The organism is Trueperella sp. LYQ143 (assembly GCF_046599595.1).
GTDB lineage: Bacteria > Actinomycetota > Actinomycetes > Actinomycetales > Actinomycetaceae > Trueperella.
In genome coordinates this window covers 213,736-229,939 of sequence record NZ_JBKIWR010000002.1, presented here as the reverse complement: position 1 = coordinate 229,939, position 16,204 = coordinate 213,736, and the positions used below count along the sequence as shown (strand labels likewise).

14 protein-coding genes are annotated in these 16,204 nt (G+C 52.9%); 5 read left to right on the top strand and 9 right to left on the bottom strand.

What is annotated here, in order from left to right; translation table 11 throughout:
- Positions 1-50: 50 nt before the first annotated feature.
- The 3 genes from ACLHIL_RS01995 to ACLHIL_RS01985 all read right to left on the bottom strand — a co-directional run bounded on the left by ACLHIL_RS01995 (position 51) and on the right by ACLHIL_RS01985 (position 4,067).
- The gene (locus ACLHIL_RS01995; RefSeq protein WP_411296260.1) at positions 51-2,174 is read right to left on the bottom strand and encodes an RNA polymerase sigma factor; all 2,124 of its coding nucleotides are present in this window, start codon (positions 2,172-2,174) and stop codon (positions 51-53) included.
- A gap of 223 nt (positions 2,175-2,397) precedes the next feature.
- Positions 2,398-2,793: a universal stress protein gene (locus ACLHIL_RS01990; protein WP_411296259.1), complete on the bottom strand. Its 396-nt coding sequence runs from the start codon at positions 2,791-2,793 to the stop codon at positions 2,398-2,400.
- A gap of 155 nt (positions 2,794-2,948) precedes the next feature.
- Positions 2,949-4,067: a DUF4192 family protein gene (locus ACLHIL_RS01985; RefSeq protein WP_411296258.1), complete on the bottom strand. Its 1,119-nt coding sequence runs from the start codon at positions 4,065-4,067 to the stop codon at positions 2,949-2,951.
- A gap of 126 nt (positions 4,068-4,193) precedes the next feature.
- Here ACLHIL_RS01985 and ACLHIL_RS01980 point away from each other — a divergent pair, with 126 nt between their 5' ends.
- Together ACLHIL_RS01980 and ACLHIL_RS01975 are read left to right on the top strand one after the other, a co-directional pair.
- Entirely contained in the window at positions 4,194-5,258 is a 1,065-nt protein-coding gene (locus ACLHIL_RS01980; protein ID WP_411296256.1) for a polyprenyl synthetase family protein, read from the top strand.
- Between the two features lie 205 nt (positions 5,259-5,463).
- Positions 5,464-7,635: a PASTA domain-containing protein gene (locus tag ACLHIL_RS01975; protein WP_411296255.1), complete on the top strand. Its 2,172-nt coding sequence runs from the start codon at positions 5,464-5,466 to the stop codon at positions 7,633-7,635.
- Between the two features lie 136 nt (positions 7,636-7,771).
- Here ACLHIL_RS01975 and ACLHIL_RS01970 read toward each other — a convergent pair whose 3' ends face one another.
- Positions 7,772-9,112 (bottom strand): class II 3-deoxy-7-phosphoheptulonate synthase, encoded by a 1,341-nt coding sequence (locus ACLHIL_RS01970; RefSeq protein WP_411296254.1) that lies wholly within the window; start codon positions 9,110-9,112, stop codon positions 7,772-7,774.
- A 107-nt stretch (positions 9,113-9,219) separates the two neighbouring features.
- Positions 9,220-10,449 carry a pyrophosphate--fructose-6-phosphate 1-phosphotransferase gene (locus tag ACLHIL_RS01965; protein ID WP_411296253.1) on the bottom strand — a complete coding sequence of 410 codons (1,230 nt, stop codon included), beginning with the start codon at positions 10,447-10,449 and terminating at the stop codon, positions 9,220-9,222.
- Between the two features lie 154 nt (positions 10,450-10,603).
- Between ACLHIL_RS01965 and ACLHIL_RS01960 the strand changes: the two genes are divergently transcribed.
- Positions 10,604-10,993, top strand: coding sequence for a hypothetical protein (locus tag ACLHIL_RS01960; protein ID WP_411296252.1), 390 nt, complete (start codon positions 10,604-10,606; stop codon positions 10,991-10,993).
- 286 nt (positions 10,994-11,279) lie between these two features.
- Positions 11,280-11,558, top strand: coding sequence for an Lrp/AsnC family transcriptional regulator (locus ACLHIL_RS01955; protein ID WP_411296251.1), 279 nt, complete (start codon positions 11,280-11,282; stop codon positions 11,556-11,558).
- 473 nt (positions 11,559-12,031) lie between these two features.
- Here the strand turns inward: ACLHIL_RS01955 and trpD are convergent, their stop codons facing one another.
- Positions 12,032-13,102, bottom strand: a complete 1,071-nt coding sequence (trpD, locus tag ACLHIL_RS01950) for an anthranilate phosphoribosyltransferase (protein WP_411296250.1) — start codon at positions 13,100-13,102, stop codon at positions 12,032-12,034.
- Positions 13,099-13,521: a two-component system response regulator gene (locus ACLHIL_RS01945; protein WP_411296249.1), complete on the bottom strand. Its 423-nt coding sequence runs from the start codon at positions 13,519-13,521 to the stop codon at positions 13,099-13,101. Before ACLHIL_RS01945 ends, trpD begins: the two co-directional genes overlap by 4 nt.
- 303 nt (positions 13,522-13,824) lie before the next feature.
- Between ACLHIL_RS01945 and ACLHIL_RS01940 the strand changes: the two genes are divergently transcribed.
- Positions 13,825-14,433, top strand: coding sequence for a superoxide dismutase (locus ACLHIL_RS01940; protein WP_411296247.1), 609 nt, complete (start codon positions 13,825-13,827; stop codon positions 14,431-14,433).
- A 227-nt stretch (positions 14,434-14,660) separates the two neighbouring features.
- On the opposite strand, the gene ACLHIL_RS01935 is transcribed toward ACLHIL_RS01940, so the two are convergent.
- Positions 14,661-15,632, bottom strand: a complete 972-nt coding sequence (locus tag ACLHIL_RS01935; RefSeq protein ID WP_411296246.1) for an FKBP-type peptidyl-prolyl cis-trans isomerase — start codon at positions 15,630-15,632, stop codon at positions 14,661-14,663.
- Positions 15,633-15,683: 51 nt separating this feature from the next.
- Positions 15,684-16,034 carry a HesB/IscA family protein gene (locus ACLHIL_RS01930; RefSeq protein ID WP_411296245.1) on the bottom strand — a complete coding sequence of 117 codons (351 nt, stop codon included), beginning with the start codon at positions 16,032-16,034 and terminating at the stop codon, positions 15,684-15,686.
- Positions 16,035-16,204 lie beyond the last annotated feature (170 nt).

Genomic DNA, 16,204 nt, shown 5'->3' with positions numbered 1-16,204 from the left:
AATGAGAAATCCAAGCCGCCACGGCTATTACGACAACCTCGCTAGTGCATTTACTCCAAATAGTCCCGCAACACTTGGGAACGTGAGGGGTGGCGCAGCTTCGACATCGTCTTTGACTCAATCTGGCGAATACGCTCGCGCGTCACGCCATAGACCTTGCCGATTTCATCGAGAGTCTTTGGTTGCCCGTCTGTTAAGCCAAAGCGCATGGCAACAACACCAGCTTCACGCTCTGACAGCGTATCCAATACTTGGTTGAGCTGATCTTGCAAGAGCGTAAAGCCCACCGCGTCATCGGGAACAACCGCTTCAGAATCTTCGATCAAATCACCAAATTCTGAATCTCCGTCCTCGCCAAGCGGGGTATGCAAAGAAATCGGCTCTCGCCCATACTTCTGGACCTCAATAACCTTTTCTTCGGTCATATCCAGTTCAACAGCAAGCTCTTCAGTGGTGGGTTCACGGCCTAAATCTTGCAACATCTGGCGCTGAACGCGTGCCAGCTTGTTGATAACTTCAACCATATGAACTGGAATACGGATGGTGCGTGCCTGATCGGCCATCGCCCGCGTAATTGCCTGACGAATCCACCAGGTAGCATACGTCGAAAACTTGAAGCCCTTAGCGTAGTCAAACTTTTCTACCGCTCGCACCAAGCCCAAGTTACCTTCCTGGATAAGATCCAAGAACAACATGCCTCGACCCGTGTAACGCTTCGCCAGAGAGACAACCAGACGCAGATTTGCCTCTAATAGGTGCTTCTTTGCATTAGCACCATCACGCGAAATCAGTTCCAGTTCTCGACGATATTTACGATCCTCAATCTCGGTGGTATTCAGAATATGCTGCGCATATAAACCAGCCTCGATGCGCTGCGCCAGCTCAACTTCTTCAGCCGCATTCAGCAACGGAACTTTACCGATTTGTTTGAGGTAATCCTTAACTGGATCGGCTGTCGCTCCGGCAACCAGAACCCGTTGTGCCGGCTCGTCGGTATCGTCCGAATCCTTGACCACGAAGGCGCCCTTGGAATCCCGCGCCGCCGTAATAACAACAGACTTCTCTTCGTCAGCGTTTTCTTCGCCGCTATCTTCCTCGTCCTCATCTTCGGAGTCATCGAGATCATCATCGTCAATATCGCCGTCAAGATCGTCGTCATCGAGATCATCATCCAGATCTTCATCGAGAACGTCATCATCAAGGTCAATATCGCCGTCAAGATCGTCAGGCTCATCAGGAGTAGGAGCTGATTCTTCGCTAACCTCAGCTAATTCTTCACCAGCGGCTACATTTTCTGCTGTTAGATCCTCATCGGCGGCTATCTCATCCACCGCTTTCTTGGCAGAACGCCGCGAAGCACGAGATGATGATTCCGCTTTATCCGGCGCTGACTGTGCTTGTGCTACTTCTTCTGCCTGCTCGCCAGCGGCTTTAGCGCTTTTCTTTGCCCGCCCCTTGGCCGACTGTGACGCTGGAAGTTCTTTAGCGGAATCAGCCGCCGCAGAATCCGTCGATGCTTTCTTGCTCGCGCGGGAAGCCTTAGCTGTTTCTGACTGTGCTGGCGTATGCGCCGCTTCAGATTCACCTGCCGCAATAATAGCCGCAACAAGATCAGTCTTACGCAGTTTCGAGGCTTTGGCGACACCACGAGAAGAAGCCAAAGTGCGCAACTCACTGACCTTCATCGCATCGAGATCGCTGGGGCTGTATCCCACCGTAGCTGACGAATCTCGCCCTACAGCAGGCTGCTCAGCCACAGCCTGCGCTGCTGCTTCATCATTCGAATCCAGCTCCGCGCCCGAATCCGCTGCTGCCGTTGCAGCCGATGCGGAAGCAGCCTTAGCTTTAGTAGCGCCGTTGGCAGCCGTCTTCTTGCCCGTAGCCTTCGAGGATTTCGTTTTTGCCGTCTGCGATTCCGCCTCTATCTGCACCTGAGTTTGTGAATCATCATTACTGGCGCCATATGCCTCTGGGAGATCCGATGACGGCGCATTTGCCGCCTGAGTAATCATCTCCACCAAGGTGGCTTTGACCATGCGAGTACGCACCTGAAGTCCTAGCGAACGGGCGATGGTCTGGAGTTCATTTACTGTCTTTTCCGGCAATGCTGCGATATCGATGACATCTCGATTCGCCGATGAGGATGATTTGCGTGTGGAAGTCGACGTGCTCACATGCACCCTTTCGGATTGGAAGTCGAATACAGCTTTCCTATTATACCGATCCCCTTGACTTTTGTCTGCCTATGTGAGTTAATCAGCTAATTTCAATAGCTCCCTAGGAGATATATCTGCGCCAGAATATCTTATATCACTCACTGACTTACCAAAGCCCTGGTTCCTATGCCTATATTAGCCCCATTGAGTGCGGGCATACCTGCGGCGCACCACGGCCGAACTATTTCGCCACATCCAATGCGTCTCGAACCACAAGGACCGCACAATCAACATCAGTTAACAGCCGTTGGATCTGTGAACCGAGCACTATCTTGCCGTTGGCAGGCCGACGAGCTAGGCCAACGACGACAAGCTCAGCTTGGCGTTCTTCAACCAGTTGAGAGATATGTTCGGATAATTCACCGTCAGCAAAACGCACCTCTACACTGAATGCAATATCGGCTTCCTCTAATACATCAGTTAACGCATCGACTTCCTGATCGACGTCTATTGCGTCATAGTCCTTAGCAGGTCGATATAACAGAGCAATCAAAGTCGAGTCGTATTTCCGGCAGACCTCAATGGCCTTTTCCAGCGTTACCTGTTGCCCTGGAACAATTGGAACGATGACGGGCATCTGCCTCACCTACCTCTCGCTTACCACAACGCAATATACCTGGCTGGCGTATCCCTGTCATCGACTTTTCGAGCACCTCTTTTATTTCCGCTGGTCATTACCCACTTTATTATTTTTACGATTTCTGCCCACTGCCGCCATATCAAGAAATGTACTCATAACTCACACACCCGTATTCCACCGCCAGGTATATCAGCTTGCAACGCTTGTTCTACCAACCGAGCTAGCCGATAGGACCCATCAGATGCACAAGCCAGACGCACACAATCCGCTGCTTTTCTCCTCTGCCCTATCCACCAGCACAGGTACCCGCTAACAGCATACGCAGCCGGATCAATATCTGCGCTCCAGGTTGCCACATAATCCAGCAGTTCAATTGCCGGAGCAAGGTGACGGGAAGGATGCTTGCGACGATCAAAAACCGCATCAAATTGCGAAGCCATATCGCCGTGATTCATGTGCTCGTGAGAATCAGAAATCGCGTACAAGATAACGTAATCACGGATTTCTGGCTCGCTCAATCCGGCATTGAGATAGCCGATCGCTTGAGTATCTAAAGATCCTAGATCGCCACCAGGCATGGCCACGTACCGATGTAAGGCGCTTTTCCACATATTCCACAGCAACGAGCGGCATGCTCCGGCATTATCTCCGCCATGTAACAGATGCCGCATTGTTTCTTGCCAGGTTGCAACCGCAGGTGCTCGAACGTCATATTCCCGACGCGGGAGAGCCGCGATAGGCTCATCCTCTTGTGGTGCTCGCCCCTGGAATACACACTGAACAACCGCCGAACTACTAGCAAGCTGACGATATGACGCCACCACCCCTGAAGCCCTCAGATCTGTTAACCCATTAGTTCCCTGAGCGCATGCGTCACGAACCGCGATCCAATCGCTGTAGTCAGTCAACGCCGCGTTCACATATCCCGATTGTGGATAGCGCTCGTGGGCGTCAAACATGCGCTGTGCAGCCAAAGCGGCCGTATCAAGCACATCCAAGGAATCGCGATCTGCCACCATGTCAGCCAGTGAATTCCCAAACCAGCCCAGGTAGAGATTTGCTGGAGAGAACTCATCAATAAATTCGAGCGTCGCGTCAATAATCACTGCGGGGACACGTGCGCAAACACCAATTTTCATTATTGGGTAATACGCATTATCCCTCGCCGTCGGATCCAGAGCGCACAGCACAACAGCGTTACGCGGGTAATAGCCCAAAAGGTACGGAATAAGCGCTAGCGCGTCATGATGGGTATCTAATGTGAAAGTCATAGCTATAAGTTCACCCGTTCGCTGAGGCAAAGCCGTACTGCGCAATCGACACTGTGGATAGCTAGTACGCAATAGCAATCTGTGTAGGGAAAATATTTCCCACTGGGCTCAGGTAGTCTTATCCCTATGGCATTGGATCGCAGCATGTTAACGGCGCAACTCAACCATATCCTCACCGTTCCGCCGCACTTCTTAGACGGCATATCAGAACATACGGACTGGAAACAGCTCTGCGCACCAGCACGCGATTTAGCGCAATCCGGAAAACACGTTCGCGCTCAATTCGTTGCCGCTGGCTATCACGGCTATCACGGCCCACAACGTTGCGGTCACGACGAAGCACTCAACGCATATCTCGCCGTTGAGCTATACCAACTCTCCGCTCTGGTTCATGACGACATCATCGACGAAGCAGCAACTCGCCGCGGTCATCCCGCTGCACATATCGCTTTCCGCGATGCACACACCCCGCAGACAACACCACAAAATGCCGCAGACTACGGCAGGAAAGCCGGAATCCTTCTCGGAGATCTCCTACTATCACTTGCTGCAATTGCCATGACCCAGGCGCCAGGAGCAGATATTGAGGCAGAACGCCGCGCCCAGCAACTATTCCACGAGATGACCGCAGAAACCGCATTCGGGCAATTCATTGATACGCGAGCGCAGTTCCTCCCTCTTCATACCGATCTCCAGCAGGCCTATCAGCACGCGATGAACGTCGTCATCCATAAATCAGCACGATACTCTGTGGAATTACCACTGCTCATCGGGGCTGCGCTAGCCGGAGCCAGCGAAGAAGAACGCAATACTTTGAGCCACGTAGGGCGCCCACTAGGTATCGCTTTCCAGCTCCGCGACGACGAACTAGGAATCTTTGGCGACTCACAAAAAACCGGAAAACCTGCCGGCGGAGACATTATCGAGGGGAAACAAACCGTCCTGTTAGCCCTTGCCCGCGAGCGAGCCAGCAGCCAAGACCGCAAACGATTAGAAGATATGCTAGGCCAGCCGCTCACACACACAGAAGTTGCCGAATTCAGCGCAATCGTGCGCGAATGTGGCGCATGGCAAGCTCATGAAGATCTCATTGCCCAATACGAACTCCACGCCTATCAGGCAGCCCAAAAGCTCCCCCCGAATCCACTTCTCCAAGAACTGATCGAACAATTACGCCACCGGCGCGCTTAATCCTCAGATTATCTCCCTGACCTTGCCTATCCCACGCTTCTCCACCTGCCTGCGGCATCTCAACGTCTTTTCTTCCCCCCCCTGCCCGTACAGCACTCCACGGCATCGCGATACCTCTCTACCGTGATCCAGCTTGCCTCACAGTCCTTCTCACGCCGGACAGTCGCCACCGAGTTTTGGCATATTGCGCGCTATTGTAGGAAACGTGAAAGCACCAGATTCGCTCCTCGGCACCGTAATCGACGACCGCTACGTCATTACTGCCCGCATATCACGCGGCGGAATGGCAACGGTCTACCGTGCTACCGATCAACGTCTGGAACGCTCCGTCGCCGTTAAAGTTATCCATGCCCATCTGGCAAAACAGCCAGATTTCGTGCGCCGGTTTATCCTCGAAGCACGCTCCGCAGCCGGATTATCCAATCCTCATATTGTGGCCGTCCACGATCAGGGGGTCCTCCATACTGTAGACGGCGAACGCCCCTATCTGGTCATGGAACTCGTCCACGGTCCAGATCTGCGATCCGAGCTGAATAAAAACGGTTCTTTACCGCTGGGCATCAGTCTCACTCTCATCGAACACGTCCTGCGCGGAATCAGCGCCGCCCACCACGCTGGCATTATCCACCGCGACCTCAAACCCGAAAATGTGCTCCTGAGCAGCAGCATTGACCCTGCCGCCTTACATCCAACGATCAGCGCCAAAGTAACAGATTTCGGGTTAGCTCGGGCAGCCTCCGACGCAACCTCCACCCAGACAAGCACCCTGATGGGAACCGTCGGCTATGTCGCCCCAGAACTCATCTCCGACGGCAACACTGGGAAATCTGCCGATATTTACTCCGTCGGTATCATGCTCTACGAACTCATTGCAGGGCGGCAACCTTTTACCGGCGAATCCCCTATCGCAGTTGCCTTCAAACACGTCAACGAACCCACTCCCCGATTAGCCGATCAAGCCGATTGGATTCCTCCGGCCCTCGATTCCCTTATCGGGCTCTTCACTGCAAAATCCCCCGATAAGCGCCCCCAAGATGGCAGCGCAGCGCTTATCGCAATGGAAGACATCATCGCCACTATTCCTGAAGATCTTGCCATCCGCCGAATTCCTGTATTCCCCAATACATCACGCAATACCAGTGACATAGGAGCAGTAACGCCAATTCCCTCCGGTATCACTGACGTTATCGCGCATGGTGATTACCCGTCAGCTCATCTGGACTCCCCAGAAACGGCGGAAAAATCACTAACTAAAACCGACGTTCTCCCACACACCACGGATAACAGGGCACAGAGCAAAAAAGCCAGTAGCCTCCACGCCTCACCAAAACAACGCAAAGGCGCTCGATTCTGGCGCCGCTCATCATCACAATCACCTGCCACCACGCCGGTAGCTAACGTGAACGCCACTACACGATCCACCGTTACAAGCGACATACGCACCAGCGGCACAAACCGGCACGATACCCCTATTGCTGCCCCTCCTCGTCGTTCCCGTAAACGCTGGATAGGCACATTCGTATTCCTTATCCTACTGGCCGCAATATGCACGGGCGCATGGTGGTATTTTGCCCAAGGTCCCGGGCACCGTGTCGCTATTCCGAATGTAGCCAATCAAAACCAGCAAACCGCCCTGACATCCCTCCAGGACGCTGGACTCACAGCCAAAGTGACCCAGGCATACTCCGACACCGTACCGCAAGGCAACGCCATTAGCACTGATCCAGTTGCCGGCACGGATATCCACCCCAGTAATCCCGTCACGCTCATTATCTCAGCCGGAATAGAACACGTCACCATTCCCGACGTTACCGGCCAAGATAAGGCACATGCAGAAAAAACCATGACGGATAACCGCTTGACCCCGCAATTCACTGAAGCCTATTCCGAAACTGTGGCAGCAGGTCTTGTGATTTCTCAAAATCCTGCGGCTGGCCAACGGGTCCCCCATTCATCAGCCGTCGTCATGACCCTTTCTAAAGGACGCGAACCCATATCAGTTCCCGATCTGCGCAATGCGACCCTCAGCGACGCCACCGCCAAACTTTCCTCAATCGGATTGACCGCAAACGGCCAAGAAGAATTCTCCGACACGGTTCCAGCAGGAATCGTTATCTCCCAAGAACCCGCCGCAGGCGAGACTCGATACCGCGGCGATCAAATCACGCTCCACGTCTCAAAAGGCCCAGAATTATTCGAAGTTCCCGACGTCTTTGGCAAACAGGAAAACGAAGCGACGCGGATCTTAGAGCAGGCAGGGTTCACCGTGAAAACTGAACGAGTCCTTGGCGGATTATTCGGTACTGTGCGCTCGCAATCGCCAGCCGCAGGCCAAATGCGCCCACGTGGAACAGTGATAACACTGACGATCGTCTGATGCGATTCCCGCCCTGCTAGGTATCACGGCTAATCACTATGCCAGACCTAGCGCACTAGGCGCTTTGATCCTGCCCAGGCGACACTATCTCAATAGTTTTATACTCTCTTTTTATCCTCGTCACCTGCTGCCTTACCTAGCTTTGCAGAATCTCCGAAACTAAGAACGCGAGCTCCAAAGACTGCTGATGATTCAGCCGCGGATCGACAAGGGTTTCATATCTATCCCCGAGAGTCTCTTCCACGATTTCTTCTGAGCCGCCTAACACTTCAGTAACATCATCGCCCGTTAACTCCACATGCAAACCACCAGGAACTGACCCTAGATCTCGGTGCACCTCAAAAAAGCGGCGCACTTCGTTGAGAACATCACCCAAACGTCGGGTTTTGAATTTGCCAGCCGAAATCGTATTGCCGTGCATGGGATCAGAAATCCACGTTACCGGACGCCCATCACTGCGCACTGTCTCAATAAATGTTGGTAGCACATCCACTACCCGCTGCGCTCCGAGGCGAGTAATGAAGGTCAATCGACCGGGAATCCCCTCAGGATTCAATTTATCCATCAAAGCCCGAATATCATCGGGTTTCGTTTCAGGCCCCAGCTTAACCCCAATCGGATTGCGCACATGCGAGAGCATCTCAACATGCGCACCACGCGGATCACGAGTACGTTCCCCAATCCACACAAAATGCGCCCCCGTGTTATATGGCAAGCCAGATCGAGAATCTATCCGAGTCATTGCATCCTCATAATCGAGCAACAATGCTTCGTGAGAAGAGAAGAACTCCACCGTGCGCAACGAATCAGTATATGCGCCCGCTGCTTTCATGAAGCGCATTGCCCGATCGATGTCACTAGCAAGTGAGTTATACCGACGATAAGCCGGATTAGAAGAAAATCCCTTATTCCACTCATGGACTTTAGCTAAATCAGCAAACCCTCCGGCAACAAAGGCCCGAATGAGATTCAAGGTTGCTGCGGAATGCTGATATGCCTCAATAAGGCGCTGCGGATTTGGAATACGCTCATCTGCAGTAAACCCATGTGCATTAACCGCATCCCCCATGTATGACGGGAGAGTCACCTCACCGTGGGTTTCCGTCGGGCAGGATCGCGGCTTTGCAAACTGCCCAGCCATCCGCCCTAATTTAATCACCGGCACAGAGGCTCCATAGGTTAACACCACAGACATTTGCAGAATCGTCCGGATATTCGCCCGAATCCGATCAGCAGTAGCACCCGCAAAAGATTCGGCACAATCTCCGCCTTGCAGCACAAAGGCATGACCTTGCGCCGCCCGCGCCAAATAATCCGTCAACGAATCAGCCTCGCCAGCAAAGATCAGCGGCGGTAAGGTTCGCAAATATGCCACCGTCTGCGCGAGATGCTGCACATCTGGATAATCCGGCTGATGTAATGCCGGTAGCTTTCGCCAGCGGGAAGTTGCGGGAATATCGTTGAGCTCATCTGACATGCTACCGATTCTATTCATTCTCGTCTGAGAACCTCACTGCCGTCCACAGCATGAAAGGGGCGGAAATCCGCCCCTTTCGATACCACAACTAAGATATAAACTGAGAATTATTCCTCAACATCTTCTGGCTGCGGCTCCCATTCCTGGCCGATCTGGCTCATCAGATCATGGAACCACGGCTGGCTCACATCGAAAGCCTTATGCCCAGCAATCCGCTCAAAGCTGATCGTTGAGAGCACATCGCCATTTTCCTCGTCGTTACCTACCACACCAGGGGTCCCAGCGATTGCCGACTCAACAGCAAGATCAGCCATCTTACCGATAAGTTCCAAATCAAAATCATTTGAGCGAGCCGAGCGAGAGAAATACCCGGACTTTTGCACCAGCACTTTCTCCGCGCCAATGATCTTCGAGAACTTATTTGCGAACCATTCTCCCGGATTGATGGTATCGAGCTTGACATGGCCGAAGGGATCGCGTTCCACTTCGCCGCCGTCTTCCAAAATTTCCTCGATGATCTCTTTTACGCCAGCACCCTCAGATAAGAAGATATTGACGTTCCCCTGCTCATCCATAATCCGACGCAGACGCGAACCTTCCACATCGAGATCGAAAGTAATCTCCGGCAGATACAGGGCGTGAATATCCCAGCGTTCCTTAGAAAGCCCAGCCGAAGGCACCCATTCTTGAGATTCAATCCACTCGCGGTAGTAGTGGGAAGCGCGAGCTGCCAAGTATCCGCAGGCCCGCCCCATGATCTCGTGAATAATCAAGGTACGCGGATTAACTCGGTGTTCTGCAACCACGTTCTGTGCAAACAACGCCGCCTGCTGTGCCGCCGTATCAGCCCCGAGAGACTGGCGAATCGGCACAATATCGTTGTCAATCGTCTTCGGCAAGCCCACAACCGTCAGTTCGTAATCATGCTCGTGTAAATACCGAGCCAGATCCGCTGCCGTCGTATTGGTATCGTCGCCGCCAATAGTGTGCAGCACATCCACACCATCTTTACGCAGCTGCTCTGCGGCGACTTCCAACGCGTTCTGCCCCGGCTTAATCAGACCACGCTCAATCAGGTTCTTCGAATTCGTCAACTTGACGCGAGAATTTCCAATCGGAGAACCGCCAAAGCGCGTTAATACCGCAGCATTCTTGCGGGCCTCCTCATCAAAAACGACATAATTGCCGGTCAACAGACCGTGGTATCCGTGCTGGTACCCGATGATCTCTGCCTGCGGCAATTGCTCGGTGTAACGCTCAATGAGCATGCCAACAGCAGTTGATAAACAGGGGGCGTAACCACCAGCAGTCAACAGAGCAACGCGACGAATCGTCATTATGATCTTCCTTCTAGCATTTTGGACGACGCAGCGTCCGGAAATACGAACTCTCTCATTGTACCGAGCACATCACCAACATCGACATCCGAAAGACCTACCCGCAGTAAACCTAAATCTCACAGACGAAGCACAATATATTACAGTGATACGTATGTCCCACTCTGATGACGATATCGATGCCCGCTTTGCCGAAATCACTCGCGGGCTTCCCGATCCGCAGGCATACGGTTTCCGCACCTGGCGCCCACCTAGCGAAGACGAAATCGCTGATGAGATGGACGAAGCAGAGGAATTTCACCCGGATTTACTTCCTCCGGCTCAACCCAGTGCTCCCCCAGCCCAGCCTTTCCTCGCCCGATTCTTATTCGGCGTTGTGGCACTCATCATCGCCGTATATTGTGCCCAGCTTTTTCATCTCATTGAGCTATCACAAACCTGGCGGATGATCTTACCGCTAGGCGGAGCCCTTGCCTTTGCCGCTGGCGTCTTCGTTAGCTCCCCCTGGCGGCATAACGAAGATGATGACGGCACGCGCCTGTGATAGAGCTCCAGCCTTGAGGGATTTTCGCAATAGCCAGCGTCAACAAGATTTCGCCTTTACTGAGTAATTCTTCGATCTCCCGTTTTAGCGAGCGGCTATATCGTCTTTTCTTTTTCGTCTTTCCTGTTCGCTACACCGACATAACATTTCTTTTCCAGCTCATAGCTCCCCTTTGCCATATTCACGTCGTAGAATGAGGGTGCGCAAGGGATGCCATTTAGCCATGTAGCCTAAGAAACCACTGCATATCTGCATCTCTACTCTTCTACACAGCACAGGAGCATTTATGATCTCTGCAATTGTTATGATCGACGTTGACGTCCATCACATCCCCGAGGTAGCCCAAGCAGTAGCAAGTATCGAGCATGTTCAACAGGTGTATTCCGTCACGGGCGATGTTGATTTAATTGCTGTTGTCAGTGCCGACCACCACGAGGATCTCGCGCGAATCATTCCTGACGGTATCGCTAAGGTAGGTGGCGTTCGTAACGTCCGGACCTACCTTGCTTTCCAGGAATTTTCTCGCGCCGACCTTGACGCCGCCTACGACATTGGCCTTGACTGATCGTATTCAGGCATTTACCTGAGCGAGGGCGACTGCCAACATGCCTGGCACTTCACGCCGACTCATATAACGTGCGGGAAACTCCGAGCTACTCGCCTCCTTGTGACACAGTATCAGCGATCCATATTCTTTCCTTGGGTGAGAGTACAAAGTGAACACGCGATAGCGGAGGATGCCATAGCGAACAAGATCCCTTGGCAGAGTTTGCACACAGACGGCAGGGCTCGCGGCCACACTCACAATGAGCACTTTGAAAGGCACGGCGCCTATTTACTGCCAATACGCTAGCGTTGATATTAGATCATTAACCGTGCCGAGTAATCAGGCTTAACGTTTAAGATTTTAGGCTTAATTCACTAAGTTAAACGCAATACCAGTCGAAACGTTGACGCGGCAGGGTAGCAACGAAATCACGCCATTACCCTGCACACTAAGTACGATCTGCCTGCGCCGAACAGGCGCGTAACTGGCAGCTAGTTACTATCGGCCGCCAGCTCTTGCGATAGCTGTACCCAACGTTCCAAGAGATCATTGGCCGCACCACAATCAATCGTCTGTTCTGCCAATGCAAATCCGCGCTGCATTCGCTGCGCAAACGACCCAGAATGCGGTTCCAGCCCGGGAAGACGACCATCCGCAACAAAAGCGGCCGCTGCATTCAGACTTACTGCCTCACGCACCTTACTCCGCTCACCCCGCACCACATTGCGTGTTACTGCCGCGTTATACTCGGCATCCTGACCGCGAAGATCATCCACACTAGCTTGCGCAATCCCCAGCTCAGCTACCGCGTCGAAACGATGCTCAGTGACGGCACCCTCACGTACTTCCCACACATGGTTTGGGCAAATCGCAGACATCTCATCCATGCCGTTTTCTCCACGAAAAACTAGCGCACGATTGCCACGACGGGACAACACCCCGGCAACCAATGGCGCATGTGCTGGATTCGATACCCCAATAGCCGAGCTCTCCGGTTTAGCTGGATTCGTCAGCGGCCCTAAGACGTTAAAAGCCGTCGGCACAGCGAGTTCACGCCGTGCCTGCGCCGCATATTTCATCGAAGGATGGAACTTGGTTGCGAATAAAAAGGTAATGCCTAGCTGGCGAAAAACCTCTTCTACCGCGTCAATCGGTAGATCGAGATCGACTCCGAGAGCTTCGAGGCAGTCTGCCGAACCAGACTTTGACGAAGAAGCGCGGTTACCATGCTTTACTACCCGCACACCAGCTGCAGCAATAACCAAGGACGCCGTCGTTGAGATATTGACTGTGCGCAACCGATCGCCGCCGGTTCCGACAATATCCAAGGAATCCGACGAAAGATCCACCCTCGCCGCGTGCGCTTGCATAGAGTTCGCTAAACCGAGCAACTCCTCAGTCGTTTCACCTTTGGTTGCCAATGCCGTCAGAAAACCGGCGAGAACCACCGGAGAGGTTTGCCCGGTCATCACTTGATCCATTGCCCATGCCGTCTCATCAGAGCTGAGATCATGACGGGACATCAGCCGAGTAGTAATATCCGGCCAGGTCAGAGAGCTCATGCGCGGGAACCCCGAGAACGTAAGATTGCCGCAACTGCAGAATTCAACTCGCTCGATTCAATCGGGAAGCTCACAATCGCATTGGGGCGCGAAACACGAGCCAACCACTCATCTTGCGGGCGGCCAATCAGCACAATGAACGGCATATCGGCAACTAACTCATCACGGACCATCTTGCCAAAGCCAATTCCACCTAGTTTTGCCGTCTCGCCGTCCAAGATCAGCAAGTCAAAATGATTTTCCTCCACGAGCAAATAGGCAGCTTCCCACGTCGCCGCTTCCGTCCATTCAATAGCCGGAAGATCCTTAGCAACTCGGCGACCAACCGTATGCATCACATCGTGTCGGGTGGTGCGATTATCCGAGTACACCATAACCTTGACGACGTTTTCCTCAGATGCCGAAACCTCGTGGGACATGACTACCTCCATCAGGGATTGAACACACCTATACTACCGACTTTTATGCCTTCTCATCATCTCCATGCTTCACGGGTCGTTCCCAAAATCCCATAGGCCGCCCAAATACGTCATCTTTCGCGGAAATATCCCCAGAAATAGCACCTCGTTACCCGTATGACACATCCCTTTGACTGATCAGCGAGCATTTTCGCTATACGCCAAGTTCTGCGGAACACCCTTGCGTCCAGGTCAAAGTCCGTAATACTGGATAGATACGTGTGATTACCGTGATTGCACACCGTAAAACTAAAAGGAGCCGCTATGGTTTACACGCTTCCGGAACTCGATTACAGCTACGACGCCTTGGAGCCACACATCTCGGCCAAGATCATGGAGCTACATCATTCAAAGCATCATCAGGCCTACGTTGACGGGGCAAATAAAGCCCTTGACAATCTAGCAAAAGCCCGAGAGGCGAATGACTTTGCTGCGGTCAACCAATACGAAAAAGATCTTGCGTTCAACGTCGGTGGTCACACAAACCACACGGTTTTTTGGAAGAATCTTAGCCCGAACGGCGGCGGCGCCCCGACAGGTGAACTATTAGAAGCGATTGAGGATGCGTTCGGATCTTTCGACGCTTTCCAAAAGCAGTTCACCGCTGTGGCAACTGGTATCCAGGGATCTGGCTGGGCAGTGCTTGCTTATGACACAATCTCCCAGTCTTTGACGACCTACCAGTTATTCGATCAGCAGAGCAACGTACCCGTGGGTTCTATCCCCGTATTCATGCTTGATATGTGGGAGCACGCTTTCTATCTCGATTACCTCAATGTCAAGGCAGACTATGTCAAGGCAGTGTGGAATGTTGTCAATTGGGAGGACGTCAGCGCTCGGTTTACCCATGCTCGTGGCACCGAACTGGTCTGAGGTTAAGCCGCGTTCTACCGCGTAGTCCGCTAATCGGCTATGCGTGCACAATCGCTGTGTGGCCACCCATATACCACGGCGGAAGTTGAACGCGCAGCGCAAATATTGGCACGTATATAGTTGTGGGGTTGTGTGAGCTATCTGCTCACACAACCCCACTTTTGGTGTTGGTCAAAGGGCATATCGCTACTGCGACTACCTAATATTTTGGTCGATCCTCACCTATTTTAGTGGCTCGCTCCCGCTCCATTCGGAATCTGACCGAGAATATCGACCACTACGGCATAGGCTGGTGCTGCCTTCTTATCGCCGCCTTCTGAAGCTGGAACTTCAATCAAGACACGCGAGCCAACTGGGATGTTCTCAAGGGCATCAAAGATAAGACCTGAACCGATCTTAATGGGCTTTGGCCCCGAAGAACCATACGTCGCCTCATTAAGGGCGTTATCCCACAACGACATTGCATACTGGATATACATCTCCGTGCCATGACCGCCAACCGGCTGACCAGAACCCCGAGAAATGACACGAACCACCGGCTCGCCACTAGGCTGTGCCGCACCGCTCTTGACCGAAACCGTAATCGGCTCGCCAAGGTTTCCGTTGATCTGTACTGGCAAATCTGCCGGATTAACCTGCAAGGTCGCGTCAGCATCACCGGCTTGATTCATCCCGTAGGCATCAAGTAGCTCAACGTAGAAAGCAATCGTATCTTTTTCGCCGATTCCTGCGGCAGGTTGCCCTCCGCTTGGGCCATACCCCAGCTCTGGTGGAATAGAGAGAATGACTTTCGAGCCAACTTTTTGCCCGGATAACCCCTGAGTCCACCCAGCAATCACCTGCTGTAAAGAAAATGACGTCGGCGCACCCCGCGAGAACGAGGAATCAAAAGGAGTCTTTTCGCCCCATACTTGCCCGACGTAATGCGCCACAACGACGTCGCCGCTCTCAATCTCGCGACCGCTTCCGCTCTCCAGAACAGAAACCTGCAATCCCGCCGGAGCAGGAGTTTTAGGGAAATCCAACACTGGAGTACTGCCAGAGGTATCAAGCTTCGGCATCTGCTCAGGAGACGCCTGCGTCGTTGACGTATTCGATGATGCTCCCGCAGGTTCTTGCGATTCGGACGGTTGCGAATCCCCACAAGCGGCTAGCCCAAAGACCGCGCACACGGCCAAAACACTGGCAAATTTACGCATAAGATAACTCCTCATTGACCATCACGAACCTAGCGTGATTCGTTCATTATCTCAGTGGAATGATTCGCCACACGCACAGGTACCAGCAGCCTGCGGATTATCAATCGTGAAGCCATAACGCTCAATCGAATCCGCGAAATCAATGGTTGCCCCATCAAGATACGGAGCCGACATCCGATCAACGATAACCTCAACCCCATCAAAATCTCGGATGAGATCCCCGTCTAGCATGCGCTCATCAAAATACAACTGATACATCAGGCCTGAGCATCCACCCGGTTGAACCGCCACGCGCAACCGCAGATCGTCACGCCCTTCCTGTTCCAACAGCGATTTCACTTTCTGAGCAGCACCTTCAGTCAGCATGACTCCGTGCGTCGTCGGATCGACCGTTTCGCTCATTTCTACCTCCAAATCGTGTGTACTACCCCAGCCTACCGGCAAGAATTAGCTATGCGAAATATCTGAGCTCTGAGCGCATTGAAGATCACTGAGATGCTCTGACGATCCGCCAGCGCGGGCGCTCTTTCTTCCAGATTTACGCACGTTACCGCGGATTACTGGATTACTGG

What these genes read in the sequence shown, in the direction of transcription:
- ACLHIL_RS01990 (WP_411296259.1), bottom strand. Translation starts at nt 2,793, where the DNA reads ATGCCCGTCATCGTTCCAATTGTTCCAGGGCAACAGGTAACGCTGGAA.
- ACLHIL_RS01985 (WP_411296258.1), bottom strand. Translation starts at nt 4,067, where the DNA reads ATGACTTTCACATTAGATACCCATCATGACGCGCTAGCGCTTATTCCG.
- ACLHIL_RS01980 (WP_411296256.1), top strand. Translation starts at nt 4,194, where the DNA reads ATGGCATTGGATCGCAGCATGTTAACGGCGCAACTCAACCATATCCTC.
- ACLHIL_RS01970 (WP_411296254.1), bottom strand. Translation starts at nt 9,112, where the DNA reads ATGTCAGATGAGCTCAACGATATTCCCGCAACTTCCCGCTGGCGAAAG.
- ACLHIL_RS01965 (WP_411296253.1), bottom strand. Translation starts at nt 10,449, where the DNA reads ATGACGATTCGTCGCGTTGCTCTGTTGACTGCTGGTGGTTACGCCCCC.
- ACLHIL_RS01960 (WP_411296252.1), top strand. Translation starts at nt 10,604, where the DNA reads ATGTCCCACTCTGATGACGATATCGATGCCCGCTTTGCCGAAATCACT.
- ACLHIL_RS01955 (WP_411296251.1), top strand. Translation starts at nt 11,280, where the DNA reads ATGATCTCTGCAATTGTTATGATCGACGTTGACGTCCATCACATCCCC.
- trpD (WP_411296250.1), bottom strand. Translation starts at nt 13,102, where the DNA reads ATGAGCTCTCTGACCTGGCCGGATATTACTACTCGGCTGATGTCCCGT.
- ACLHIL_RS01945 (WP_411296249.1), bottom strand. Translation starts at nt 13,521, where the DNA reads ATGTCCCACGAGGTTTCGGCATCTGAGGAAAACGTCGTCAAGGTTATG.
- ACLHIL_RS01940 (WP_411296247.1), top strand. Translation starts at nt 13,825, where the DNA reads ATGGTTTACACGCTTCCGGAACTCGATTACAGCTACGACGCCTTGGAG.
- ACLHIL_RS01935 (WP_411296246.1), bottom strand. Translation starts at nt 15,632, where the DNA reads ATGCGTAAATTTGCCAGTGTTTTGGCCGTGTGCGCGGTCTTTGGGCTA.
- ACLHIL_RS01930 (WP_411296245.1), bottom strand. Translation starts at nt 16,034, where the DNA reads ATGAGCGAAACGGTCGATCCGACGACGCACGGAGTCATGCTGACTGAA.